Here is a 26,245-nt window from a genome sequence, read left to right on the forward strand (position 1 = left end):
CTGCCCTCCGGGAGAGGGGCCATGAGCACTGTCGAACTTGCGGACGAGCGGGCGCCGGCGGCGACGCGGCTCGGACTCCACCTTGCGCTGCTGCAGCTGGTGTTCACGCTGCTGTGGACGACCTATGTGATCTATCTGCCCAAGCTTGCGGCCCAGGCCGGCATCGCGCCCTCGGCCGTCGTTCTGATCCTGATGCTGGACCAGGCGATCTTCACGCTGTCGGACACGGCCATGGGAATCGCCGCGGATCGGCTCGGGCCCATCGCCTCGCGATTCGGTCTCTTCATCGGCCTGCTGACTGCGATATCCTGCGCCGCGTTCGTGGCGCTGCCTTTCGCGGCAGCGTCGGCGGGTCCTGCGGTCTTTATCGGACTGATCGCGATCTGGGCGCTGACCTCGTCAGTGTTGCGCGCGCCGCCCTTGACGCTGCTCGGGCGTCATGCGGCCCGGCCGGCCATTCCGTTCCTGGCAGCGCTGGTCATGCTCGGCTACGGCGTGGCCGGCGCCGTGTCGCCCTATCTCGGCGTGATCCTGCGCGACTACGATCCGCGCCTGCCGTTCGTCATCTCATCGGCTGTGCTGCTGCTGACGGCGCTCGGTCTCTCGCGCATTCCGCAGGATAGCGGTCCGGCAGCGCAAGCAGTGGCCAAGCCTGAGCCCAAGCCGTTGCGGGGATTGCCGCTGCTGTTCATCGGCGCCATGGTAATCCTTGCGCTCGGCTACCAGCTGCATTTCAGCATCAACAGCTCGGCTTTCTATCTCCGCTTCGCCAGGCCGGAGGACTTGTCCTGGCTGATGCCGGTGTTCTGGATCGGCTTCAACCTTGTGCTGTTCCCGGCCAGCGTGGTCGTCAAGCATCGCGGCGGGCTCATGGTGATGGGAATCGCCGGTCTACTCGGCGCGCTCGCGATCGTGATCGCCGAGCTCGCGGGCGCACTGACCGTGCTGATCGTGGCGCAGTTCATCGCCGGGGCCGCCTGGGGCTGCATGATGATGAGCGCCATTTCCGCGGCGCTCGCGATCGGGACGACCGGCGCCGAGGGCAAGGTGACCGGGCTCGTGTTCTCGGCGCTGGCGCTGGCAACCTTCGCGCGGATCGCCGCCGTCGCCGGCGGCCTGCAGAAGCTGCCCGACTACGCGCCCCTGGTGCAATGGGCACCGGTCGCCTGCTGGTTCGTGGCCGGCGCCGGCCTGCTGGTGATGGCCGCGGCAGCGTTGCAGGGACGGCAGGCATCTGCCTGACCCTGCAACCGCCCAGTCGTCCACCGCGATCGGCCTATGGTTTTGCCGGATGAATGAAAGCCCAGGGCGAGACCTCGGAATCCCGGGGCACTTCGACGTCGATCAAATAGGGCCCGCCATGCGCGAGCGCCTTCTGCAGCGCTGATTTGAACTGATCCGGCGCCGTGACGCGGCTCGCGGCCACGCCGAAGGACTCCGCGAGCTTGACGAAATCCGGGTTGACGAGGTCGGAGGCCACGACGCGGCCATCGAAGCGCTCGCGCTGGTCGCGCCGGACATTGCCATACGAGTTGTTGTTGAACACCAGCGTGACCACGCCGATGTTGTACTGCACGGCCGTCGCCAGCTCCTGCACCGCGAACATGAAGCCGCCGTCGCCTGTGATCGCCACCACCGGTCTGTCGGGATGCGCGACCTTGGCGCCGAGCGCGGTCGGGAAGCCCGCGCCGAGCGTGCCCTGATAGCCCGAGGTGATGAAGGTGCGCGGCTCGTACACCGGAAAGCCGTACCAGGAGGCGAAGCCGACCTGCGATAATTCGTCGGTGACGATGGCGTCCGGCGGCAGCACCTCGCGCAGCACGTTCAGATAGGCCATCTGCGGCTGCACCTTCTGGATCTCCTGCAAGGTCGCGGCGCTGGCCTCGCGAATGGTCGCGCGGCGGCCGGAGGTCTTGCGGTAGCCCGCCTTGCCGACGGCCGCCGAGAGCGCGGCCGTCCCGGCCTTGGCATCGGCGACGATGCCGGCATCGACGACCAGGCGCCGCATTTCGGCGGGGTCGATGTCGATGCGGATCGACTTCAAACCATCGGGCTTGAACGGCCAGCGGAACGTGGTCGGCAGCTCCATGCGGGTGCCGATTCCGATCATCAGGTCGATGGTCGGCCAGAGCTTGTAGGCGGCGGCCATGGTGAGCCCGAGCTCATGCGCGTTGGAGACGATGCCGCGTCCGGACCGGAACGCCACGACCGGCGCGTCGATCATCTCGGCCAGCTCGAGGATCTCCTCGCGGGCCTCGATCGCGCCGGCGCCGACGAAGATCATCGGCGTTTTCGCAGAGGTAATCAGTCCGGCGGCCTTGGCGATGCGGTCGGGATCGGGCTGCGGCGGCGCGAACTGCGGCAGCGGCTTGGCAGCGGCCGTCTCGGCCTTCTGCGTGAACACGTCCCACGGCATCTCGAGGGCCGTGGGACCGCGTCGCCCCGACAGCATTTCCTGGAACGCGCGCGCGACCAGCGTCGGCGCGCTATCAGGATATTCGATCCGCTCCGCCCATTTGACGAAGGTGCGCAAGGTGGCGAGCTGGTCGGGCATCTCGTGCAGATGGCCGCGGCCGCGTCCGAGATAATCCGTCGGCACCTGGCCCGTCAGGCACAGCACCGGCTCGTTGCAGCCGAAGGCGGTGAGCAGTGCCGCGCCCGCGTTGAGCACGCCGGGACCCGGCACCACGCTGAACACGCCGGGCCTGCCGCTGGCGCGGGCATAGCCGAACGCCATGTAGCCGCAGGCCTGTTCGTGGCGGGCGCCGACGACCTTGAGCTGCGCCTGGTGGAAGGCATCGAACAGGCCATAGACCTGCGCGCCGGGCAGGCCGAACACGGTGTCGACGCCGTGGGCGACGAGCCCGCTGACGATGGCTTCGCCGCCGGTCATGGTGGTCATGCTGACATTCCGTTGCTGATTTTATAGAGCTTCGTCGACGACGCCATTGCGCAAGGTACCGACGCCCTCGGCTTCGATCTCGATGACGTCGCCGGGCTTCAGATAGCGCGGCGGGTCGAACCGTGCACCGGCGCCGGTCGGCGTCCCCGTCACGATCACGTCACCGGGCATGAGCGTGGTGAAGGTCGAGATGTAGTTGATGAGGTAGCGGAAGCCGAACATCAGCCGCGACGTGCGATCGTCCTGGCGCAATTCGCCATTGACGCGCGTCGTCAGCCGGATGTCGGCAATCTGGCTTTCGTCGGTGTAGCGCACGATCCAGGGCCCGAGGCTGCCGGTGGAGTCGAAGTTCTTGCCCTGGGTGACGTTGAACTTGGCATGCCGCACCCAGTCGCGGATGGTGCCCTCGTTGCACAGCGTCAACGCGGCGATGTGATCCAGCGCCTGGGCCTCGGGAATGTGACGGCCCGCCTTGCCGATGATCAGCACGAGCTCGCCTTCGTAGTCCAGTTGCGGCGAGGCGCGCGGGCGCACCAGCGGCGTCTCGTGGCCGACGAAGGAGCGCGGCGTGCGCATGAACATCGACGGATATTTCGGCGCGTCCTGGCCATCCTTGTATTCGGCGTTGCGATCGGGATAGTTGACGCCGATGCAGATGATCTTCTCGGGCGAGGGGATGGGCGGCAGCCAGGTGATGGCATCGAGGCCGTGATCGGGCGAGAGGCCGGCGGCGGTCTCGATCAGCCGCGGCAGGGCGCCCGCCGCGATGGCTTCGCGCAAGGTCGGATAGTCCTCGGCGAAGCGCGCCGAGAGATCGACAAGACCTTGTTCCGTGACAAGTCCATAGCGGACGGAGCCGTTGACGGAGTAGGTCGCGAGGCGAGGGGAGGTCATGGGCATCTCTCCTTACACGCCGAGCCGCTGGATCTTGTGGGTGCCGCGCGCGAGCGAGACGTGCTTGGTCTCCATGTAGAAGTCGAACGAATAGTCGCCGCCGTCGCGGCCGATGCCCGACGCCTTCATGCCGCCGAACGGCGTCGGCAGGTGGCGGACGTTCTCCGAGTTCAGCCAGATCATGCCGGCCTCCAGCGCGTCGGCGACGCGCAGCGCGCGGCCCATGTCGCCGGTCCAGACATAGCCGGTGAGGCCATATTGCACGTCGTTGGCGATCGCGATCGCGTCGGCCTCGTCGCGGAACGGGATCACGGTGAGGAACGGCCCGAACACTTCTTCCTGCGCCACGCGCATGGTCTGGCGCGCGCCGGTCACCAGCGTCGGCTCGACGTAATGGCCGCCGCCCGGGCCGTCGAACCGCTTGCCGCCGACGGCGATGATCGCGCCATCCTCGCGCGCAACGTCGACATAGGAGCAGACCTTCGCGAGGTGCCGCTCATGGATCAGCGGTCCGATCTCGGTGGCGGGATCGAGCGGATGACCCACTTTCAGCGCACGCACGCGCGCGGCGAGCTTGGCCGTAAAAGTCTCGGCGATGCTCTGCTGCACCAGCAGGCGGCTGGACGACGTGCAGCGCTCGCCGTTGAGCGAGTAGATCATGAACACGACGGCGTCGAGCGCGCGGTCGAGATCGGCATCGTCGAACACGATCACCGGGTTCTTGCCGCCGAGCTCGAAATGCACCCGCTTCAAGGTCGGTGCTCCCTGCGCCATGATCGCAGACCCCGTCGAGCTCTCGCCGACGAAGCCGATCGCCTTGATCGCGGGATGCTCGGTCAGCGCCTTGCCGGCCTCTTCGCCAAAGCCATGCACCGTGTTGAGCACGCCGTCGGGAATGCCGGCGTCCTTGGCGAGCTTGGCGAGCCATTGCGCCGTGATCGGCGACCATTCCGCCGGCTTGTGCACGACCGTGCAGCCGGCCGCGAGCGCGGGCGCGATCTTCCAGGTCGACAGCATGAACGGCGTGTTCCACGGGGTGATCACGCCCACGGGGCCAATCGGCACCCGGGTCGAAATGTTCCAGTGCTCGTCGCTCGGCGTGCTCTGGCCGTCGCGGGCCTCGGTGCATTTGTCGGCGAAGAAGCGGAAGTTTTCCGCGGCGCGGATCGCGGCCTTGGCCATGAAGCGATAGGCCTGCCCGGTATCGATACATTCGAGCACCGCGATGTCGTCGGCATGATCCTCGATCGCATCGGCCACGCGATGCAGCAGCTTGCGCCGCATCGCCGGCGCCATGTCGCGCCAGGATTTGAAGGCAAGTGCGGCCGATGTCGCCGCGCGGTCGATGTCCTCGGCATTGCCGCGTGCGACGGTCGCGAGCACGGTGTTGTCGATCGGAGACTTGGTCTCGAACGTTGCGCCCGAGATGGCCGGCACCACCTTGCCGTCGATGAAATGGCCGATGCCCTCGTGCTTCAGCTTCGCGAGCAGGGGAGCCGCGCGGTCGAGGTTGGACTTGTAAATGTCGGTTTTGGGATTGGCCTTATCCATGGGATGCCTTCGCTTTCAGGGCGTCGTGGATGTTGTTGCGTTTCCAGCTGGTCGCGGCGTCGTTGATCTGCATGTCGAAGGACAGCGCGAACTTGCTGCTGGCGAAGACGGGATCGAGGTAATCCGAGAGCGCCTTGAAGACGTATTCGCCGGCCTTCTGCCGTGCCGGGAGGTCGCGGCCTTCGCCGAGCCGCAGCAGCATGGCGAGGAAGGCGGCATCGGGCTTGCCGTCGGCGATCGCGTAATGCTCGCAGCGGATCGCGCGCACGCGGATGCCGCCGATCGGAAAGATCCCGGTCTCACTGGCGGCCTTACGGACCACCTCGCAGACGTTGGCCATCACGACAAAGGCGTCGAGATTGGCGGAGTATTCGATGCTGAAATGCGGCATGATGCGGTCGCTCCGGTGCAGGCGTCAGGTGAAGTAACAGCTCACCGTTCCATACGGGCCGTAGTCGGCCTGGATGGTGTCGCCCTTGCGGGCCTCGATCGGCCGGATGAAGGAGCCGGCCAGAACGACCTGGCCTGGTTCGAGGGCAAGCCCGCGCGCTGCGATCTTGTTGGCGAGCCAGGCAACGGCCGTCGCCGGGTTGTTCAGCACGCCGGCGGCCAAGCCGGTCTCTTCCAGTTGACCGTTCTTATAACAGAGTGCGCCGATCCAGCGCAGGTCGGTATCGAGCGGCCGCAGCGGCCGGCCGCCGAGCACGATTCCGGCATTTGCCGCGTTGTCGGCGATCGTATCGAAGATCTTGCGGGTCGCCTTGGTCGCGGGATCCACCCGCTCGATCCGCGTATCCAGGATTTCCAGTGCCGGTACCACGAAATCGGTCGCGTTGAGCACGTCGAACACCGTGCAGTCCGGCCCCGACAGACGGTGCTTCATGACGAAGGCAAGTTCCGCCTCGATCCGCGTCGCGATGAAGCGGTCGGACGGCACCAGCCCGCCATCGGCAAAGAACATGTCGTCGAGCAGCACGCCCGAATCCGGCTCATCGATGTTCAGCGCGCTCTGCATCGCCTTCGATGTCAACCCGATCTTGTGCCCCTTGATGACGCGGCCCGCGGCCACCTTGATGCCGATCCAGGCCTCCTGGATGGCATAGGCATCTGCGATGGTGATATCGGGAAACTCCTGCGAAAACTGCCTGATCTGGTGGCGGCTCTTTTCAGCCTGATCCAGGCGTAACGCGCAGCTATGTATCTGGTCGCTCGAAAGAGGCATGGTTGTCGCTCAGAAAAGAGGTGGCCGCAGATGATTAACATGTTAAGTTTCTGCCGGCAAACCGAAAGGACGTTTGCTGCAGTGCAAATATTCGGGGCGACCCCCAGGAGATTGATGTGAGCGAGACCAGGGCGAAGGTCGCGAGGCCGGCGGCGAAGGACGCCCGCAAGGTGCCGATGCGCGACTTCTCGCAGTCGCTGCCGATGGCCTTGTTGCGGGCGCGCGAGGCCGTGATGCGGCAGTTTCGTCCCAATCTGCGGCAGCACGGCCTGACCGAGCAGCAATGGCGCATCCTGCGCGCGCTGGCGGCGGTCGACGTGATCGAGGTGACCGAGCTGGCGCGGGTCGCGTTCCTGCTCGGGCCCAGCCTGTCCCGCATCCTGCGCGATCTCGAGGCGCGTGGCTTGATTCAGCGCGAAGTCGATAGTCGTGACATGCGCAGGGGCGTGCTGTCGATTTCGAGCAAGGGCATGAAGCTGATCGCGCAGGTCGCGCCGAGCTCGGAGGCGATCTACGCATCGATTGCCAGCCGGTACGGTACACGCAAGCTTGCCGCATTGCACAAGATGCTTGGCGAGCTCGAGCTGAGCATCGGCGGCGATCTCGCCCCCGACGACAGCGGTGACGGCTGATATGCCGCGGACGAGGCGCAACGGAAGGGGTCTCGTACTTGGCAGGCCGTTCGGCGTTTTGATAAGAAGCGATGCAGTCGAGCGGAGATGGCGTGCGTCGCAGGCATGGCATTCCATGCTAACTCTGTCTGCATGCTGATCGAACCCGCGAGTTGTCATGGTCACAATCAAGGTTGCCCGCCTCATCGATTTCGTCGCCGACGTCTTCGAACATGCCGAGTCCTCTGCTGAGGAGGCGCGGCGGATCGCCACCTATCTCACGACGGCAAATCTCACCGGGCATGACAGTCACGGTGTGATCCGGGTGCCCGTCTATATCCGCTGGAAGAAGATGGGATCGATCGTGCCCAACCAGACGGCGGACATCGTGGTCGATACGCCGTCGCTGGTGGTCGTGGACGGCAAGTTCGGCTACGGCCAGACGGTGACGCCGCAGGCCGTGAGGATCGGCATCGAGCGCTGCAAGAAGAGCGGCTTGGCTGCGCTGGCGCTGCGCAATTCCGGCCATCTCGGCCGCGTCGGCGACTGGGCAGAAATGGCCGCCGCCGAAGGACTCGTGTCCATTCATTTCGTCACGGCCGCGGGCTCCCTGCTGGTGGCGCCCTATGGCGGCGTCGAGAAGCGGTTCTCGACCGCGCCCTATTGTGTCGGCATCCCGCGCCAAGGACAGGATCCCATCGTGCTCGATTTCGCGACCTCGATCGTGGCCGAGGGCAAGGTCCTGGTGGCGAGCCGCGGCGGCAAGAAGCTGCCCAAGGGCGCTTTGATCGATGCCGACGGGACGCTCAGCGAGGATCCGGCGGTGCTCTATGGACCCTATGAGACCGAGGGGACGCGCGACCACACCAAGGGGACGGGAGCGATCCGCGCTTTCGGCGAGCACAAGGGCTCCGGGCTCGCCTTTATCTGTGAGCTGCTCGGCGGCGCCTTGACCGGCACCGGGGCGACGTCGGCAAACCGGCGCTTCGCCAACGGCATGCTCGCGATCTACATCGACCCGAAGGTGGTCGATCCGGCGAGCTTCTTCGACGGTGAGATCACCCGCTATACGGATTTCATCCGGGCGACCAAGCCGGTCTCCGGCGTCGATCAGGTGCTGGTGCCGGGCGACCCCGAGCGCAAGATGCGGGCCGAGCGTACGGCCAATGGCGTGCCATTGCCCGACGACACCTGGGCGGCAATAGTGAACACGGCGCGCGACGTGGGTGTCAGCGAAGCGAGCATTCAGCGGGCGACATCGTGATATCAGTGTGATCGCCGGTGGCGCGAGCGATCCACGCGCAGATTGAGCGGGATTGCATTGCGTTGCGCCATCGGCGAGAACGAATTTGAACGAGACAGAACGGTTGAACAACAAGGGAAGGAAACGCAGTCGTGGCGAACAATAAGGTCAAGCAGCTCTGGGCCGAAGGCAAGGCGGTGGTGAATGCCTGGCTCGCGATCCCCTCGGGGTTTTCCGCGGAGGTCGTGGCTCAGTGCGGCTTCGACAGCGTCACCGTGGACATGCAGCACGGGGTGCAGGACTATCTGTCGATGGTCCAATGCTTCCAGGCGATGCATGGCCATCCGGTCACGCCGATGGTGCGCGTGCCGTGGAACGAGCCCGGCATCATCGGCAAGGTGCTCGATGGCGGCGCCTATGGCGTCATCTGCCCGATGGTCAACACAGCGCAGGAAGCCCGCAACCTCGTTTCCTACTCAAAATATCCGCCGAAGGGCGTGCGCTCCAACGGTCCGATTCGTTCGGGCATGTATGGCAGTGCGGGCGAGTATCAGAAGACGGCCAACGACGAGATCGTGCTGCTGCCGATGATGGAGACCAGGACCGCGGTCGAGAACATGGAGGCCATCCTCGATGTCGAAGGCATCGACGGCGTCTATATCGGGCCCTCCGATCTCGGCTTTTCCTATGGTCTGGTGCCGAAGCTCGATCGCGACGAGCCGGAGATCCTCAAGATCTATGAGAAGATCGTGAAGGAATGCGGCAAACGCGGGCTCAATCCCGGCATTCATTGCAGCGGCGCCGAGGGTGCGGTCCGCGCCATCAACATGGGCTTCAAGCTCGTGACCTTGTCGAACGAGGTCGGCCTGATGCAGGTCTATGCCCGCCAGCAGGTCGCGCAGACCCGCAAGGACTCCGGCGGCAAGGCGTAACGAGAAAGACGAATGGCGAGGAGGGCGTAGCGAAGAGGATTCGTTTCCTTTCGCTATGCGCCGCTCGCCATTCGCATGTTTGTTCGCGATCGACGTCCTGATACGAGAGAGACAGCCATGGCTCCGACCCCCGTCATTCGTCTGCATCCCGAGGACAGCGTCCTGATCGCGCGCGCGAGCCTGCCTCCGGGGCTGCCGATCGCCGAGGGGGTCACGACGACCGACCGGATTCCGGCCGGTCACAAGGTCGCGGTGCGTCCGATCGCGCAGGGCGAGCCGATCCGCCGCTACGGCCAGATCATCGGCTTCGCCACCGCGCCGATCGCGCCGGGCCAGCATGTTCATACACAGAACTGCGGCATGGGCGATTTCGCCAAGGACTACGCCTATGGGGTCGACGTGAAGCCGACACCGAATTTCGATCTTCCGGCGACGTTCGAGGGCATTCGCCGGCCCGATGGCCGGGTTGCGACCCGCAACTACATCGGCATTCTGACCTCGGTGAACTGCAGCGCCCATGTCGCGGGCCTGGTCGCCGATGTGTTCAAGCGCAATCCGTTCACTGGCGACGATCCGCTCGCCGACTACCCCAACGTCGACGGCGTGGTGGCGCTGACGCACAAGACCGGCTGCGGCATGACGCTGGACGAACCGCTGAAGCTGTTGCGGCGAACCCTGGGTGGCTACGCGCGGCACGCGAATTTCTCCGCTGTGATCGTGCTCGGCCTTGGCTGCGAGGCCAATCAGATCGGCGGATTGATGGAGGAGCAGAAGCTCGCCGGCCGCCTGCGCGCCATGGACATCCAGGAGGTCGGCGGCACCCGCAAGACCGTCGAGGCCGGCATCGGCTTCGTGAAGGAAGCGCTCGCCGACGCCAACAGGGTCAAGCGCGAGACGGTTCCGGCCAGCGAACTGACAGTCGCCCTTCAATGTGGTGGATCCGACGGCTATTCCGGCATCTCGGCCAATCCGGCGCTCGGTGCGGCAAGCGATCTGCTCGTGCGACATGGTGGCACAGTAATCCTGTCGGAGACACCGGAGACCTATGGTGCCGAGCATCTGCTGACGCGCCGCGCGGTCAGCCGCGACGTCGGCGAGAAGCTCGTTTCCCTGATGCGCTGGTGGGAGGAGTATACGGCGCGCGAGGGTGCGGAGATGAACGCCAATCCCAGCCCGGGCAACAAGGCCGGCGGCCTGACGACGATTCTCGAGAAGTCGCTCGGCGCGATGGCCAAGGCCGGCAGCACCAATCTGGTCGATGTGCTGCATTATGCGGAAGCCGTCACCAAGAAGGGCTTCGTGTTCATGGACACGCCCGGCTACGACCCGGTCGCGGCGACGGGGCAGGTGGCCGGCGGCGCCAATCTCGTCTGCTTCACCACCGGCCGCGGCAGCGTGTTCGGCTGCAAGCCGGCGCCGTCGATCAAGCTTGCGACCAACACGCCGATGTACAAGCGGATGGAAGACGACATGGACGTCAATTGCGGCACCATCCTCGACGGCGAGGAGACGGTTCAGGACTGCGGCCAGCGCATCTTCGAACTGATGCTGAAGACCGCCTCGGGGCAGCCGACCAAGAGCGAGAGCTTCGATTTCGGCGGGGCCGAGTTCGCGCCCTGGGTGCTCGGCGCGACGATGTAGCTGGATCAGCGTAGCTGGATCACTCAGCTATTCGACGGCCCCTATCGGGGCTGTGGTTCGGATGTCCCGGCATCTGATCGCAGCTGAGATCGCAAGTTAGCTGAGATTTGATCGCAACTGAGATCAGATGACAGGTGAGGGCGTCGCCATGTGCTGGCTGTCGTGGTCAGCCTGTTATGGGCAGTCCGTCATGGGCTGGCCCTGCCGACGCTCGCGCGACAGCGGCGCCGAGCAATTTACCGCTGGTGACCCAGGCCGATGCCGAGCGCCAGAGCCTTCTGGCGGAGCGAGCCTTCGGTCCGCTTCATCGCCTTGGCGATCTTGGCAACCGGGGTCTTGGACTTCGAGTGCTGCTTCAGCAGCTTGATGTCGGCGGGCGTGTAGGGTTTCCGCGCCAACTTCTTGGTAGCTGCCTTCTTAGCTGTCTTCGCCACTTGATTCTCCTTTTGGCAATGGTGGTCCTAAATAGCATGTGTAGTCGAGCTATCAAGCGATTGCGGCAAATGCAACGCTATTAGTTCTTGTTAGTTCATCATTCGGGGTTAATCCCTGCTTTGACGAACTGGTCAATCTTCCGTGAGCGCTTCCGCGGCTTCCTGTGGACAACTCTGCGTGGAGCGGCTGATAGGTTGTTTGTTCTTCTCTCGTTCTTCGTTCCGGCCCCGATTGGGGCGCGCAGCGGCCGGAAAAGCGACCGGTACGTGCAGCGGAGGCACCTGATAGGGGGAAGACATTCCAACGTCGCGGCGCCAAATGCCGCCTTTCGGGCTTAGGATAGTTCAATAGGCAGCTCTTGCCCTTTGTTAGTGCTTGATCCCTAAGCACAGCAATGTTCTGCTCAAAAAAGTTGCTGGAGCGCCGAAACCTCGTGTCAATCTACGTCGCGTTACATCACGTCACCCATTACAAATACGATCGTCCGGTCGAACTGGGCCCGCAGACCATCCGCCTGCGTCCTGCACCCCATACCAGGACCCCCGTGCTGAGCTATTCGCTCAAGGTCACGCCGCCCAACCATTTCGTGAACTGGCAGCAGGACCCGCAGGGCAATTGGCTGGCCCGCTACGTTTTTCCTGAAAAGGTGAACGAACTCAAAATCGAGGTCGACTTCACGGCGCAGATGACCGTGATCAATCCGTTCGACTTCTTCGTCGAGCCTTATGCCGACAGTTTTCCCTTCGCCTATCCGGAGGGCCTCAAGGTGGAACTCGCGCCCTATCTCGAGACGATCGAGCCAGGGCCGTTGTTCGCGGAATACTTGAAGTCGATTCCCCGTGACGCGGACAACACGGTCAACTATCTCGTCGAACTCAATGCGCAGTTGCAGAAAAAGATTCGTTATATCATCCGGATGGAGCCCGGCGTTCAAACGCCGGAGGAGACGCTGTCGCAGGCCGCCGGATCCTGCCGCGACTCGGCATGGCTGCTGATCCAGACGCTGCGACATCTCGGCCTCGCCGCCCGCTTCGTCTCCGGCTATTTGATCCAGCTCCGTCCCGACATCGATCCGGTCGAGGGACCGGTCGAGGTCGAGAATGATTTCACCGATCTGCATGCCTGGGCCGAGGTCTATCTGCCCGGCGCTGGATGGATCGGCTTCGACGTCACCTCGGGCATGCTCGCGGGCGAGGGGCACATTCCGGTCGCGGCTACGCCGCACTATCACTCGGCCGCGCCGATCAGCGGCAGTGCCGGCGTTGCCGAGGTCGATTTCAACTTCGAGATGAATGTGAGGCGCATCCGCGAAGCGCCGCGGATCACCCGGCCATTTTCGGATGAGGCGTGGGACCGGCTCGACCGCCTCGGCGAAGCGGTCGATGTCGATCTCGCCGCGCACGACGTGCGCCTCACGATGGGCGGCGAGCCGACCTTCGTATCGATCGACGACATGGAGTCGGCGGAGTGGAATACGGCGGCGGTCGGTCCAGCCAAGCGCGGGCTCGCCGACAGCCTGATCCGACGTCTGCGCGCGCGGTTCGCGCCCGGCGGCCTGCTGCACTACGGCCAGGGCAAGTGGTATCCCGGCGAAAGCCTGCCGCGCTGGGCGTTCGGACTGTATTGGCGCAAGGATGGCGAGCCGATCTGGCGCAATCCGGATCTGATCGCCAGCGTCGATGGCCCGCGCATGGCGACGATCCAGGACGCAGAGCGTTTCCTCGATACGGCCGCCGAGACGCTCGGGCTCGAGCCGGACTACGTGCTGCCTGCGTTCGAAGATCCCGCGCATTGGCTGCAGAAGGAAGCCGCGCTGCCCGAGAACGTCGATGCGCTCGATTCCAAGCTCGCCGATCCCGAGGAGCGCGCGCGCATGGCTCGTGTATTCGACGAAGGGCTGCACATTCCGCGCGGCTTCGTGCTGCCGATCCAGCGCTGGAATGCACAGCCCAGGCGCTGGCGCAGCGAGCGCTGGGGCCTGCGGCGCAAGCGGCTTTTCCTGATTCCCGGCGACTCGCCGCTCGGCCTGCGGCTGCCGATCGGCTCGCTGGCCCACATTCCGCCGGAGGATTTCCCTTACATCCACGAGCAGGACCCGATGGAGGAGCGCGGGCCGCTGCCGACCTACGCGCAGGGACGCCCGGTGATCGTGCCGCAGGTGCCGCCGCTGCCGAAGCTCGATCGTGCACAGTCGCCGCAGGACGTGCAGTATCAGTACTGGGGAGGGCTCGGCGTCCGCACCGCGATGTCGGTCGAGATCCGCGACGGCATTCTCTGCGTGTTCATGCCGCCGGTCGAAACCATCGAGGACTACCTGGAACTGGTCGCAACGGTCGAAGCGACGGCCGAGGCGATGCAGATCAAGGTTCACGTCGAGGGGTATGCCCCGCCGTTCGATCCGCGCATCGAGGTGATCAAGGTGACACCCGATCCCGGCGTCATCGAGGTCAACATCCAGCCGGCCGCGAGCTGGCGGCAATCGGTCGAAATCACTTTCGGGCTCTATGAGGACGCGGCGAAGGTGAGGCTCGGCGCCAATCGCTTCCTGATCGACGGCCGCCACACCGGCACCGGCGGCGGCAATCATGTCGTCGTCGGCGGCAGCTCGCCGCCGGATTCGCCGTTCCTGCGGCGCCCGGATCTGCTGAAGAGCCTGGTCCTGTATTGGCAACGGCACCCGTCGCTGTCTTATTTGTTCTCCGGCATGTTCATCGGGCCGACCAGCCAGGCTCCGCGAATCGACGAGGCGCGCCACGACAGCCTCTATGAGCTCGAGATCGCGCTCGCCAACGTGCCCCACGTCGGGCAGAGCGTGCCGCTGTGGCTGGTCGACCGGCTGTTCCGGCATCTGCTGGTCGACATCACCGGCAACACCCATCGCTCGGAGATTTGCATCGACAAGCTGTACTCGCCGGAGGGACCGACGGGCCGGCTCGGACTGGTGGAGTTCCGCGCGCTGGAAATGCCGCCGGATCCCCGCATGTCGCTGGCGCAGCAGCTTCTCATCCGGGCGCTGATCGCCAAATTGTGGCGCGAGCCGCAGGATGGCCGGTTCGTGCGCTGGGGCACGGCGCTGCACGACCGCTTCATGCTGCCTCACTTCATCTGGGAAGATTTTCTTGATGTGCTGGATGAGCTGCGGTCGTCCGGCTACGACTTCTCGCCGGAATGGTACCAGGCGCAGCTCGAATTTCGCTTTCCGACCTTCGGCCGCGTGCAGCATGGCGGCGTGACCCTGGAGCTGCGGCAGGCGCTGGAGCCCTGGCATGTGCTGGGCGAGGAGGGCGCCGCGGGCGGCACCGTGCGCTACGTGGATTCCTCGGTCGAGCGGCTTCAAGTGAAAGCCGAAGGGTTTGTCGAGGGCCGCCACCTCATCACCTGCAATGGTAGGAGGATGCCGATGACCTTGACCGGGCGATCCGCCGAGGCGGTCGCGGCGGTGCGCTTCAAGGCGTGGCAGCCGGCCTCCGGCCTGCACCCGACGATTCCCGTGCATGCGCCGCTGACCTTCGACCTGATCGACACCTGGAACGGCCGTTCGCTCGGCGGCTGCGTCTATCACGTCGCCCATCCCGGCGGCCGCAACTACGACACCAAGCCGATCAACTCCTACGAGGCTGAGGCGCGGCGGCTCGCCCGCTTCCAGGACCACGGCCACACTCCCGGACGAATCGCGCTGCCGCCGGAAGAACGCACAAATGAATTCCCGATGACCCTCGACTTGCGCAGGCCGCTCCTGCATTGATGACACGGAGTTTGTGCGGAGGACCAGGGTATGGACGGCTCGAGCGGCCAGGACCAGGGAGCGAGCCCCGCCGCCGGTCGGCCGGCGGCACGTTCTCCGCTGCGCCGTGCCGAGCATTGGGCCCGCGACTATGCCCGGCTGCCCGGCATCCCCGATGAGTTCATCGGCGCCGACGGCCAGCCGCGACCGGTCTGGACCCGCTTTGCCGACACCTTTGCCGCGCTCGCGCCGACCGATATCGACCGCCGCTTCGCATCCGCCGATCGCCATCTGCGCGAGGCCGGCGTCACCTACCGCTCGCCGGGCGACAACGCCGAGCGATCGTGGCCGCTCAGCCATCTGCCGCTGCTGATCGACGAGTCCGAATGGGCGCAACTGTCCCAGGGCATCGTCCAGCGCGCCGAGCTGTTCGAACGTGTGCTGCGGGACATCTATGGCGAGGGCCGGCTGGTGACGAGCGGCGCGCTGCCGGCGGCCGCCGTCGCCGGCTCCAGCGAATATCTGCGTCCGGTCTGCGGCGTCAAACCGCCGGGCGGGCGCTTCCTCAGCATCTATGCCGCCGACATCGGCCGCGGCCCCGACGGGCGCTGGTGGGTGCTCAATGATCGCACCCAGGCGCCGTCCGGCATGGGCTACGCGCTGGAAAACCGCCTGGTGCAGTCGCGCGCCTTCTCCTCGATCTACAAGTCCATGAACGTGGAGCGGCTCGCGCCGTTCTTCGAAGCATTCCGCGATGCGCTGCGCGCCAGCGCCGATCGTGACGAGCCGCGCATCGCCGTGCTCACGCCGGGCATGTTCAGCGAGACCTATTTCGAGCACGCGACCTTGGCGCGCTATCTCGGCTTCCTGCTGGTCGAGGGCGACGATCTCGCCGTCAGCGGCGACCGCGTGCACATCCGCACCGTCGCGGGCCTCAAGCGCGTCGACGTGCTGCTGCGGCGGCTCGATTCCAACTCGCTCGATCCGCTCGAGCTCGATGCCGGCTCGCGGCTCGGCGTCGCCGGCCTGATGGACGTCGTGCGCAAGGGCGGCGTGGTGATCGCCAACATGCCGGGCTCCGGCGTGCTGGAGGCGCGTGCGCTGCTTGGCTTCCTGCCGAGCCTCGCGCGGCGCGTGCTCGGGGAGGATCTCAAGATCCCGCACATCGCGACCTGGTGGTGCGGCCAGAAGTCCGCGCGCGACGAGGTGCTGTCGCGGCTCGAAGAGTTCGCGATCGAAGGCGCCTATGGCCGCGCCGTGCCCGGCTTCGCCAGCAGCGGTCCGGTGCTGGCCGGCGAGCTCTCGGCCGCGGAGCGCGAGCGGCTGCGCGCGGCGATCAGCCAGCGCGGCATCGACTATGTCGGCCAGGAGGTGGTGCGGCTGTCGACCACGCCGGTGTGGGAGGGGGGCCGGATCGCACCGCGGCCGTTCGTCCTGCGGGTGTTCGCGGCCGCCACGCCCGACGGCTGGACCGTCATGCCCGGGGGCTTCTGTCGCATCGCCGACAAGCCCGATGCGCGCGCGGTGTCGATGGGCGACGGCGCGCGCGCCGCCGACGTCTGGGTGGTGTCCGACAAGGCGGTCGCGGCGCGCACCTTGCTGCCGGGCTCCGACAATGTGCGGATCCGCCGCATCGCCGGCGTGCTGCCGAGCCGTGCCGCCGACAATCTGTTCTGGCTGGGACGCTATCTGGAGCGCGCCGAGGCCACCGTGCGGCTGATCCGCGCGCTCGCCGCCCAGCATCGCGATCCCGGCAAGGGCTCGCTGGCGCAGCTCAACACCGCCGAGCGCATCCAACGGCTGTTGCTGGCGTGGGGCGCGGTCGGGCAGACCTCGCGCAGCAAGGGATTCCAGGTGGCGGCCGAGGCGCTGCAGGCCGAGGCGCAGTTCGGCTCGGCGCTGTCGCTGCTCAGATCGGCCCAGCGCACCGCGACCTCGCTGCGCGAGCGCCTCTCGCCCGACGCCTGGCAGGTCATCACCGAGATGCCGAACCGGCTGGCGCAGGAGGCCGAGGATGAGGACGCCGTCGTCAGCATCGCCGAGCTCACGCTGGACCGGCTCGCGAGCTTCGCCGGCCTCGCCCAGGAGAACATGAATCGTGCCGCCGGCTGGCGCTTCCTCGACATGGGGCGTCGCGCCGAACGCGCCATCAACACCGCGCGCTTCGCGCGCCAGTTCGGCTATGACGAGGCGACGCCCGAGGACCTCGACGTCCTGCTCACGCTGGTCGATTGTCAGATCACCTATCGCTCGCGCTATCTGATCGGCCCGTCGCTGGCGCCGATCCGCGATCTCGTCGTGCTCGACCTCTACAATCCGCGCTCGGTCGCGTTCCAGGTCGAGCTGCTCAACGAGCACATCGCGAGCCTGCCGGTGCTGAAGGAGAACGGGCTGATTGAGCGGCCGCAGCGCCTCGCGATCTCGCTGGGCGCGCGGCTGACCGCGGCGGAGGCGGCGCATCTCGACGGCCGCGCCCTGTTTGCGCTGGAGCAGGACCTGCTCAACCTGGCGGAGGCGATCGGCCAGCATTATTTCCCGCACGGTCCGAACGCGACGCGGCCGGAAAAGCTGACGGGCCTCGCGTGATCTACGACATCCGGCACGTCACGACCTATGAGTATGAGAGCGCCGTCAGCTTCGCGCGCTGCTCGCTGCGGCTGGAGCCGCTCAGCGGCGACGGCCAGGAGCTGATCTCGCACAGCGTCGACATCCGGCCGCGGCCCTCGGAGCGGACCGCGCGGCGCGATTTCTTCGGCACGTTGACCGAGAGCGTCGTGATCGACACCCAGCACCGCCACCTGCGCATCGACTCGCGCTCGCGGGTGAGGCTGTCGCGCACGCCGCCCGAGCGCGATGCGCCGAGTGCGGACTGGGAGCAGGTGCGCGATGCAGCGTTCGAGGCGACGAGCCTCGGCCCGTCGTCGCCGATCGGCTACGTCTTCGAAAGCGCCCTGGTGCCCGTGCTGGAGCTGGTGACGGACTATGCTGCGGCAAGCTTTCGCGCCGGCACCGGCATCGTCACCGGCGCCGCCGATCTGATGCGGCGCATCCGCAAGGAGTTCAGATACGATCCGAAGGCGACCGTGATCTCGACCCCGCTGCGCGAGGTGTTCGACAATCGCCATGGCGTCTGCCAGGATTTTGCGCATGTCATGATCGCCGGCCTGCGTGGCCTCGGCCTGCCCGCGGCCTATGTCAGCGGCTATCTGCGCACCATCCCGCCCGAGGGTCAGCCGCGGCTGCAGGGCGCCGACGCCACCCATGCCTGGGTGTCGCTGTGGTGCGGCGACAAACTCGGCTGGATCGGCTTCGATCCGACCAATGATCTCCTGGTCGGCAATGATCACATCATCCTCGGCATGGGACGGGACTTCTCCGACGTCTCGCCGGTCGACGGCATCATCGTCGGCTCGCGCAAGCAGAAGCTTGGCGTCGCCGTCGATGTCGTGAGGGTCGAGTAGGGTTCCCTGGCCGGGAACGGCCGGAACATTTTTCCCGCATCGCACTTGATCCGCCCGAGGGGCCCGAATGGGGGCTGGCTGACCCTTTCGAGCGATGGAGTGATCGACATGAAACGTGCTGCAATCGTCATTGGCCTGGTCGGCGCCTGCGTCGCCGGCAGCGCCTCGGCCCAGCCGAGCGCCAACCTCACCGGCACCTACCGCTGCATCCAGATGTGCCGTGACGGCATGATCGGCGCGCCTGCCTTCGTGACGCAGAACGGCGATGCCGTGAACCTGACCACCGAGACCGGCGAGTCCCTCCAGGCCTGGCCGGACTGGAATGCGCCGAACAGCAGGCTCTGGATCGATGCACGTGACGAAAGCGCGGTCTATTCGCCCGACGGCATGCGCATCCAGTTCGACGACGGCCGCGTCTGGCAGCGCGACCTGCCGCCGCCGCTGATCGTCCAACGCGCGCCGGTGGTGTACGGGCGGTAAGCGATCGCTGTTGTCAGGAAGGCCCTCGCGCATGCGGGGCTTTCCGTTTCCAGTGAGTTGGAATGCGCTTGCGCAACAACCAGTGTCGTCCCGGCGAACGCCGGGACTCATAACCCCAACTGTTTTATTGGGCGGCACGCAGCTCGCAACATCGTGCTCATCACTCCTGCTGCGGAGTATGGGTCCCGGGTCGGCGCCGTGCCAACGCTGTCGCGCTGGCACGGCTTGCCCGGGACGACAGCCAATCTGTTGCACGGTCTCTCATGAGCGCCAGACATTGAATATGCTGCAGTAGTGTCGCGTGTCCGAGTGATGCTGGTCGTGTCCCACCCGGCTGAGCAGTCAGCACGTCTGCATCTGCAAGCAATGCTCGCGCCCTTCGACATCGGTGCGAAAGGACTCGACGAAGCCGCCCTGACGCTGGGTGACGAACACGGTCTTGCCGTCGCTGCCGCCGAAGGCGAGGTTGGTCGGCTCCTTGGCTCGCAGCGTGATCTCCCTGATGGCGCGGCCGTCGGGCGTCAGCACGGCGATGCTGCCCTTCAGGATGCGTGCGACGAACAGCCGGCCGCTGGCATCGGTACGCAGGCCGTCGATCGTGTTGGGCTCGAACCTTCTGATCAGTCTGGGCGTGGCGAGCGCGTCGCCATCGACCGCATACGACCAGATCTCGCCGCTGCTGGATTCGCCAACATAGAGCGTGCGGCCGTCAGGGCTCAGATCGATGCCGTTGGCGGTGCCCATCGCCCGCGGTGCCGCCATCGCCTCGCCCTGCAGCGCGCCGTTGGGCCCCCTCGCGATCCGCCAGATGCGGCCGCTGCGCGCCTTCCAGTTCGGATCGCTCGCATAGATCGTGCCGTGGCGCGACAGCGTGATGTCGTTGGGCTGGCTCATGTCGTCGGCATGGAAGACGAGATGCGGCGCGGTCTCGCCCGGTGCGATGGCGAAGATGTTGTGCTTCTTGTAGTCGGCGATGAACATCGTGCCGGCGGCGTCGATGCGGATCGCATTGCCGACGCTGCCGTCGGGCAGCTCGGTGAATTTCTCTGACGTGGTCGCCTCAGGTGCGAGCCGGCCGATCGTGCCGGGCTTGCCGAGATTGACGACGTAGAGATTGCCGTCGCGATCGACGGCGGGGCCTTCGATGCCGAAGGTGTATTCGCCGGAAGGTGTGAGCTGCGCGCTCTCGAACAGTTTCGAGGTGGCCAGGGCAGGGACGGTCGCGAGGGCGAGCGTGACGAGCATCGCCCAACACGAGATGCGTAGGGTGGGCAAAGGCGCGATACGCCACTGCGCGCGCCACAACGCGCTCTCGTGCGCGCCGTGCCCGCCATCACGGAGACAGGTGCCCGCGGCCGGCGGGCACGGCGCGCGCGAGATTGCGTTTTGGCGGAGGAAGCGTCGCCCTGCGCCTTTGCCCACCCTACGATTCATCGCGGCATCGTCAGAGCGGCACCAGAAGCTGCTGTTGGATGTAATAGCCATCATCGTCCGTGCAGGCGCCGTTGAGATAGGTGTCGGCCGGCCGGAAGAAACGGCTGAAGCCGGGCTTATTGACGGCAGACCTCTCGGTCACCACGACGATCTTGCCGAACGGAATGTCGCCGCATTCGCGGCCATCAGCGGCGAAGAACTTGCGGTGCGGCGGTCCGCCGGGCTTGACGCGCATCCGCGTGCCGGGAACCATGCGCGCGACGAGGTCGTCGGCAACATCAAGCAGCTTCGCATAGCCTGGTTCCGTCTTGATCAGATCTGCACCGGGCGGCATCTGCCGCTCGGCGCCCAGTCCGCGCAGCCGCTGACGCAGCCGGCCGGACTCGGGATCGCCGGGATAGATCCAGCCGTCCTGGGCCAGCATGAAGCGCAGCACCGCGAGGTCCTTGTCTCGCTCGGATTGTCCGGCCTTGAGGCCGAAATCCGAATGGCAGCCGCTGCAATGTCTCTCGACGAGCGTCTTGCGCACCGTCGCCAGCCGCGCGCGGCTGGCGCCATTGTCCATCACCAAGGCGGCCAGCCGGTCGATCAGCTGATCGCTTCTGACATCGCAGGGCAGCGGCTCGGGCGCGGCCTCGCCGGTGCGGTCGATGCGGATCACGGTCTGGTTCTTGTCCTCGACCAGCCAGAGCGCGCCGTCGTCGGCCACGGTCATGCCGACCGGTGCGCCCTGCGGCCGGATGCCGTTGACGCGATGCCAGCCAACGATGATCTCGTCGAACGCGGCCGCGCGCGCCGGACCGGACGCGGTCTGGAAGGCGCGCGTCGGCTCGGCGGCACAGCTCACGTGATAGCGCACCGGCGCCGGGCTCAGCTTGGGAAAGCCGTGCTCGTCGACTTCATAGGCGAGCAGGCGGCTGCCGGTCGGGCGATAGCCGTGCAGGCCGACCAGCAGCCTGCCTTTCAGCTCCTCGAAACGATCGCCCGTGTAGTAGAGCATGCCGAGCGGTGCACCATGCGGCGGCAGCAGCGACCACGGCTGCTGATAGTGCGAGGCTGTCGTGCAGAAGCTCTTGAGCGTTCCGGATTGCAGCACGCGCCTGAACTCCGGGCTCGGCGTGGCGAGGTCGTAGCAATAGGGCCAGCCATAGTGGCGCCCTTGCTCGATCGCGTTGATCTCCTCGTTCGGTGCGAACACGTCCTGCAGGTCGCGCGCGTTCTCGCCCTGCAGGAAGGCGGTGCCGGGATCGGGAAAGCGCGGATGCAATGCCAGCGCCATCGAGTTGCGCAGGCCGCGCGCGTAGACCTGGTGCGGCGGCGAGGGATCGCCGGGCTTCAGCGCCGCAAAGACGCCGCCGGCCGGTGGCGTGAACAGCCAGATCGCGGCCAGCGCAGAAGTGCCTTCGCCCGCGGCGCAGGGCTGCGTGATCGGCGCCGGCGACAGGCAGTTGTCGCTCGGCGCGCCGATATTGACGAACAGCCGTCCGGTACGGTCGAAGGCGAATGCCTTCAGCGGATGCGCACTTTCCGACAGGCGGGTGCCGTCGGGCAGCGTGAGGCGGCGTCCCGGCAGGTCGCGGATGATGGTCTCGATCGTTGCTCTCGGATCGGCCGCGAGCGGATCGAAGCGGAAGATCGACGTGTCGGTGGAGGCGTAGATGCGGCCGCCAGGGCCGGCCGCAAGTCCGAACGGATAGGATAGCCGCGTGATCACTTCGCGGAGGCGCTGGCCGGCCGGCGCCGCGGGATCGAGGATCAGCAGCCGGCCGTCATCATGGCCCCAGCCGCCCATGTCCGCGATCACGAACTGCCGATGGCCGGGGATCTGCACGATGCCGCGGGGAAATCTCAGGCCGTCGTCGCGGCTGGCGACGAGGCCGGCGCAGAAGCCGGCCTTCATGTCGATGCGCAGCCGTGGAAAGGCGAGGGGGGCTTCGCCGCAGCTCTTGTCGCTAAGCGCGTAGCCGCTCTTGAGCGTCACGTCGTCGGCGCGGCCGTCGGCCGCGCCGAGCAGCAGGGTCGCGACGACTGCCAGAATGCGCCACGACCAGCTCATGCGATCCGCTCAGTGCAGCAGATTGTACTGGACGATGTAGGCCGCGGCACCGGCAAAATAGCCGAGCAGCGCGAGCAGGCTGATGCGGCGGACGTACCAGAAGAAGTGGATGTTCTCGAGCCCCATCGCGGCGACGCCGGCCGCCGAGCCGATGATCAGGATCGAGCCCCCGGTGCCGGCGCAGTAGGCGACGAACTCCCAGAGAAAACTGTCCGGCGGAAACTGGCTCAGGCTGTACATGCCCATCGATGCCGCGACCAGCGGCACGTTGTCGATCACGGCGCTGGCGAGCCCCAGCACGATCACGATCAGGTCGAGCCGGCCGACGCTGCGGTCGAGCCATTGCGCCAGCGCCTCCAGGATGTGGGTGTGCTCGAGCGCGGCCACCGCCAGCAGGATGCCGATGAAGAACACGATCGAGGGCATGTCGATCCGAGTCAGCGCATGCACCAGGGTCAGGCGCTGCTTCTGCTCGAAGGCCTTCTCGCGATGGACGATCTCGCCGACCATCCACAACAGGCCGAGGCCGAACAGGATGCCCATGAACGGCGGCAGGTGCGTCGCCGCCTTGAACACCGGCACGGCGACCAGGATGCCGAGGCCCATGAAGAACATCAAATTGCGCTCGAACGGCAGGATCGGGCTGATCGAGGCGAGGCCGGCGCTCGCCGGCGGCACGAGCTGCTTGCCGCGCAGGGTGAAGCTGATGACGGCAAGCGGGACCAGCAGGTTCAGGAGCGAGGGGATGAAGACCGACTTCATGATCGCGAGCGGCGTGATCTGACCGCCGATCCACAGCATGGTGGTGGTGACGTCGCCGATCGCCGACCAGGCGCCGCCGGCATTGGCGGCGATGACGATGATCGATGCGAAGACCAGGCGGTCCTCGTCGCGGCCGGACAGCTTCTTCATCAGCGACACCATCACGATCGCGGTGGTGAGGTTGTCGAGCATGGCGCTGAGGAAGAAGGTGACGAAGCCGACCAGCCAGACCAGCGTGACCTGGTTGCGGGTGCCGATCAGCGAGGTCACGACCTCGAAGCCGTTATGGGCGTCGATCACCTCGACGATGGTCATCGCGCCGATCAGGAAGAAGATGATCTGGGCGGTCGAGGCCACGGACTCGTTGAGCTCGGTCGCGACCGCCGGAGCCGTGCCGCCCATGACAGCATAGACGGTCCACATCAGGCCGGCGCCGACCAGGGCGGTGGCCGCCTTGTTGATCCGGAACGGGTGCTCCAGCGCCACCACGGCATAGGCGAGCGTGAAGACGGCGACGATGGCAGCGGTCATGAGTGAGGCATTCCGGGCTTGATCGGCGGAGGGGCGGGATGGAACTGCCCAAGATATGACCGATCGGCGTCCGGCCAGCAAGCCGTGAGCGCTGTTCAGACCGGCGAACGCCGGATTACACCAGGGCTGACGCGATCGCGTCGGCGTGGCTGCGAATGGCGCGGATCTCCGCCGCGCTGCGGCGCTCGAGATTGACGTACTGGTTGCGCATGCGACCATTATTGGCGAAGCGGCGGCGGTGCTTGGCGAGGAAGCTCCAATACAGCGTCGTGAACGGGCAGGCCCTGTCGCCGGTCGCCTGCTTCGGATCGTAGCGGCAGTTGCGGCAATGGTCGCTCATGCGGTCGATGTAGTGGCCCGAGGCCGCATAGGGCTTGGTGCCGACCACGCCGCCGTCGCCATGCTGGCTCATGCCGAGCGTGTTGGGCAGCGACACCCAGTCGATGGCGTCGTGGAACATCGACATGTGCCAGAGGTGCACGTCGTAGGGCCGGACGCCGAGCAGCATCGCGAACAGGCCGAGCACCATCAGCCGCTCGATGTGATGTGCATAGGCATGGTCGATGGTGTGGCCGATCGCCTGCGCCAGGCAGCGCATCTCGGTCTCGCCGGTCCAGTAGAAGCGCGGCATCGGAAGGCTGGCGTCGAGCGCGTTCTCATCGGCGTAGTGAGGCATGCGCTGCCAATAGATGCCGCGCACGAATTCCCGCCAGCCGATGATCTGGCGGACGAAGCCTTCGAGTGCGTTCAGCGGCGCGTTGCGGCTTTCGAGCGCGGCCGCGACCACCTCGCGCGGGTTCAGCATGTGCAGGTTCAGCGCGCCCGACAGCCGCGAGTGATACAGGAACGGCTCGTCGCTCAGCATCGCGTCCTGATAGGTGCCGAACAAAGACAGGCGCCAGGTGACGAAGTCCGACAGCTCCGTCAGCGCGTCGACGCGCGACACCGGCAGGTCGAAGCGGTCGAGCTTGCCGGGACTGTTGGAGAAGCGCGCCGCGACCAGCTTGAGCACGTCGCGCGTGATCGGGTCGGGCGCATAGGATCGGGGCACGGGAATGGGCGGGCGGCTCCTGCCGAAACCCTTGCGGTTCTCAGCGTCGAAATTCCAGCTGCCGCCGACCGGGCGGCCGCTGTCGTCGATCAGGATGCCGGTCTTGCGCCGCATCGCGCGATAGAACGTCTCCATGATCGGCCGGGGATGGCGCTCGGTGAAGGCGTCGAACTCGTCCGCCGTGCACAGGAAGTGGCGGTCGGCGCGGATGTCGATCCGCTGCGGCAGCTTGCGCAAGCCCTCGCGCACGCGAAAGTCGCCGGGCTCCAGCACGATCGTCGCCGCCGGCTGCAGCGCGGCCTGATGCCGCGCAATCTCGCTGTCGAGCGTGCCGGTGTTGGCGGGATCATCGAGCCGGACATAGTGGACGGTACGGCCGCGGCCCTCGAGATCGGCGCGGAAGTAGCGCATCGCCGCGAAGAAATAGGCGATGCGCATCTTGTGCTGCGGCACGTAGCTCGCCTCGTCGGTGACCTCCATCTGCAGCACGGCATCCTGCTCCGGGTCGAAGCCGTCGAAGGCCGCCGAGTCCGCATCGAGCTGGTCGCCCAGCACGACGACGAGATGTCTGACGGGACGTGTCCTGATCATGATACGTTGGTCATCGCGCCATGCCGACGATCAGGCCGCCACGGTAACCGCGTGGGCCTGGCCGAGACAATCCTTGCGCACCGTGAGCAGGCTGCGATGCAGCCAGGTCTTGATGGTGCCGACCGGCACGCCGAACCGTTCCGACAGCCGCGTCCGGCTTTCGCCCTCGAGATAGGCGAGCGCCAGCAGCCGTCGGCGCTCCTCCGGCAGCCGCTCGAGCGCCTCGCGGGCGATCGGTTCCGCCAGCGCGTAGTCGAACTTGTCGTCGCTGTCGGCGGGATCAGGGATCGCCAGCGCCTCATCGAGCTCCGAGGTCGGCACGCCGGTGGCGCGCAGCGCATCGATCGCGGTGTTGCGCATGATGGTGCACATCCAGGTGATGGGCGAGGCGCGCGCCGGGTCGAAGCTCGCGGCATGCCGCCAGACCTTCAGGTAGCCGTCCTGCAGGATGTCGTCGATATCTGCCGCGGACGGCAGCAAAGCGCGCACGGTCTTCCGCATCTTCACGATCGTTGCAGCATGCAGCTCGGCAAAGGCCTGCTCGTCGTTGCGTCCGGCACGGGCGAGAAGCCCGCTGAGATGCGCGACGTAAGCCTTCTGATCCGCGCTCGCTGATCGCATCTGTCTCCTCCATGCGCTTCCTCCAGAGAAAACGGGTCAGAGCCTGATGCGGATCACCGCCAGCGTGCAGCCGAGGTCGCGTGGAGGCAACTGGCGAATCATC

Annotated in this window: 20 protein-coding genes; 9 read left to right on the top strand and 11 right to left on the bottom strand. The window is 66.3% G+C overall.

The window, feature by feature from the left end; translation table 11 throughout:
• Positions 1-21 precede the first annotated feature (21 nt).
• Entirely contained in the window at positions 22-1,242 is a 1,221-nt protein-coding gene (locus tag QX010_RS30510) for an MFS transporter (protein ID WP_316183348.1), read from the top strand.
• A gap of 34 nt (positions 1,243-1,276) precedes the next feature.
• On the opposite strand, the gene QX010_RS30515 is transcribed toward QX010_RS30510, so the two are convergent.
• From QX010_RS30515 to hpaH, 5 genes are read right to left on the bottom strand one after another with little or no spacing between them, the layout of a single operon-like run.
• Positions 1,277-2,902, bottom strand: a complete 1,626-nt coding sequence (locus QX010_RS30515) for a thiamine pyrophosphate-dependent enzyme (protein ID WP_316183349.1) — start codon at positions 2,900-2,902, stop codon at positions 1,277-1,279.
• A gap of 21 nt (positions 2,903-2,923) precedes the next feature.
• Complete coding sequence (locus QX010_RS30520) at positions 2,924-3,796, bottom strand: fumarylacetoacetate hydrolase family protein (RefSeq protein WP_316183350.1); 873 nt, start codon at positions 3,794-3,796, stop codon at positions 2,924-2,926.
• Between the two features lie 12 nt (positions 3,797-3,808).
• Positions 3,809-5,347, bottom strand: coding sequence for a 5-carboxymethyl-2-hydroxymuconate semialdehyde dehydrogenase (gene hpaE, locus QX010_RS30525; protein WP_315801285.1), 1,539 nt, complete (start codon positions 5,345-5,347; stop codon positions 3,809-3,811).
• On the bottom strand, positions 5,340-5,738 hold the full coding sequence (locus QX010_RS30530) for a 5-carboxymethyl-2-hydroxymuconate Delta-isomerase (RefSeq protein WP_315801284.1): 399 nt from the start codon (positions 5,736-5,738) through the stop codon (positions 5,340-5,342). The genes hpaE and QX010_RS30530 overlap by 8 nt, the downstream gene beginning before the upstream one ends.
• A 24-nt stretch (positions 5,739-5,762) precedes the next feature.
• Positions 5,763-6,569, bottom strand: a complete 807-nt coding sequence (hpaH, locus tag QX010_RS30535) for a 2-oxo-hept-4-ene-1,7-dioate hydratase (protein WP_315801283.1) — start codon at positions 6,567-6,569, stop codon at positions 5,763-5,765.
• Positions 6,570-6,745: 176 nt separating this feature from the next.
• Here hpaH and hpaR point away from each other — a divergent pair, with 176 nt between their 5' ends.
• The 4 genes from hpaR (at position 6,746) to QX010_RS30555 (ending at position 10,996) form a co-directional block, all read left to right on the top strand.
• The gene (gene hpaR, locus QX010_RS30540; RefSeq protein ID WP_409997893.1) at positions 6,746-7,201 is read left to right on the top strand and encodes a homoprotocatechuate degradation operon regulator HpaR; all 456 of its coding nucleotides are present in this window, start codon (positions 6,746-6,748) and stop codon (positions 7,199-7,201) included.
• A gap of 157 nt (positions 7,202-7,358) precedes the next feature.
• Positions 7,359-8,444: a malate/lactate/ureidoglycolate dehydrogenase gene (locus QX010_RS30545; RefSeq protein ID WP_316183351.1), complete on the top strand. Its 1,086-nt coding sequence runs from the start codon at positions 7,359-7,361 to the stop codon at positions 8,442-8,444.
• Between the two features lie 131 nt (positions 8,445-8,575).
• The gene (locus QX010_RS30550) at positions 8,576-9,355 is read left to right on the top strand and encodes an HpcH/HpaI aldolase family protein (protein ID WP_316183352.1); all 780 of its coding nucleotides are present in this window, start codon (positions 8,576-8,578) and stop codon (positions 9,353-9,355) included.
• Positions 9,356-9,472: 117 nt separating this feature from the next.
• Positions 9,473-10,996, top strand: coding sequence for an altronate dehydratase family protein (locus QX010_RS30555; RefSeq protein ID WP_316183353.1), 1,524 nt, complete (start codon positions 9,473-9,475; stop codon positions 10,994-10,996).
• A gap of 236 nt (positions 10,997-11,232) precedes the next feature.
• On the opposite strand, the gene QX010_RS30560 is transcribed toward QX010_RS30555, so the two are convergent.
• Positions 11,233-11,430: a hypothetical protein gene (locus QX010_RS30560; RefSeq protein ID WP_008964013.1), complete on the bottom strand. Its 198-nt coding sequence runs from the start codon at positions 11,428-11,430 to the stop codon at positions 11,233-11,235.
• Between the two features lie 434 nt (positions 11,431-11,864).
• Here QX010_RS30560 and QX010_RS30565 point away from each other — a divergent pair, with 434 nt between their 5' ends.
• The 4 genes from QX010_RS30565 to QX010_RS30580 all read left to right on the top strand — a co-directional run bounded on the left by QX010_RS30565 (position 11,865) and on the right by QX010_RS30580 (position 19,096).
• Positions 11,865-15,176 carry a transglutaminase family protein gene (locus QX010_RS30565; RefSeq protein ID WP_316183354.1) on the top strand — a complete coding sequence of 1,104 codons (3,312 nt, stop codon included), beginning with the start codon at positions 11,865-11,867 and terminating at the stop codon, positions 15,174-15,176.
• 30 nt (positions 15,177-15,206) lie between these two features.
• Complete coding sequence (locus QX010_RS30570; RefSeq protein WP_316183355.1) at positions 15,207-17,741, top strand: circularly permuted type 2 ATP-grasp protein; 2,535 nt, start codon at positions 15,207-15,209, stop codon at positions 17,739-17,741.
• Positions 17,738-18,616, top strand: a complete 879-nt coding sequence (locus QX010_RS30575) for a transglutaminase family protein (protein ID WP_316183356.1) — start codon at positions 17,738-17,740, stop codon at positions 18,614-18,616. The genes QX010_RS30570 and QX010_RS30575 overlap by 4 nt, the downstream gene beginning before the upstream one ends.
• Positions 18,617-18,715: 99 nt before the next feature.
• Positions 18,716-19,096, top strand: a complete 381-nt coding sequence (locus QX010_RS30580; protein WP_316183357.1) for a hypothetical protein — start codon at positions 18,716-18,718, stop codon at positions 19,094-19,096.
• A gap of 342 nt (positions 19,097-19,438) precedes the next feature.
• Here QX010_RS30580 and QX010_RS30585 read toward each other — a convergent pair whose 3' ends face one another.
• The 5 genes from QX010_RS30585 to QX010_RS30605 form a co-directional block, all read right to left on the bottom strand.
• Positions 19,439-20,341: an SMP-30/gluconolactonase/LRE family protein gene (locus QX010_RS30585; protein ID WP_315801274.1), complete on the bottom strand. Its 903-nt coding sequence runs from the start codon at positions 20,339-20,341 to the stop codon at positions 19,439-19,441.
• 199 nt (positions 20,342-20,540) lie between these two features.
• Positions 20,541-22,586, bottom strand: a complete 2,046-nt coding sequence (locus QX010_RS30590) for a PQQ-dependent sugar dehydrogenase (RefSeq protein WP_316183358.1) — start codon at positions 22,584-22,586, stop codon at positions 20,541-20,543.
• Between the two features lie 9 nt (positions 22,587-22,595).
• Positions 22,596-23,879, bottom strand: a complete 1,284-nt coding sequence (gene nhaD / locus QX010_RS30595) for a sodium:proton antiporter NhaD (RefSeq protein WP_316183359.1) — start codon at positions 23,877-23,879, stop codon at positions 22,596-22,598.
• A gap of 115 nt (positions 23,880-23,994) precedes the next feature.
• Positions 23,995-25,521, bottom strand: coding sequence for a cryptochrome/photolyase family protein (locus tag QX010_RS30600; RefSeq protein WP_316183360.1), 1,527 nt, complete (start codon positions 25,519-25,521; stop codon positions 23,995-23,997).
• A gap of 30 nt (positions 25,522-25,551) precedes the next feature.
• Positions 25,552-26,142, bottom strand: a complete 591-nt coding sequence (locus QX010_RS30605; protein WP_316183361.1) for an RNA polymerase sigma factor — start codon at positions 26,140-26,142, stop codon at positions 25,552-25,554.
• Positions 26,143-26,245: the final 103 nt, after the last annotated feature.

Source organism: Bradyrhizobium sp. SZCCHNRI1009 (genome assembly GCF_032487575.1).
Taxonomy (GTDB): domain Bacteria; phylum Pseudomonadota; class Alphaproteobacteria; order Rhizobiales; family Xanthobacteraceae; genus Bradyrhizobium.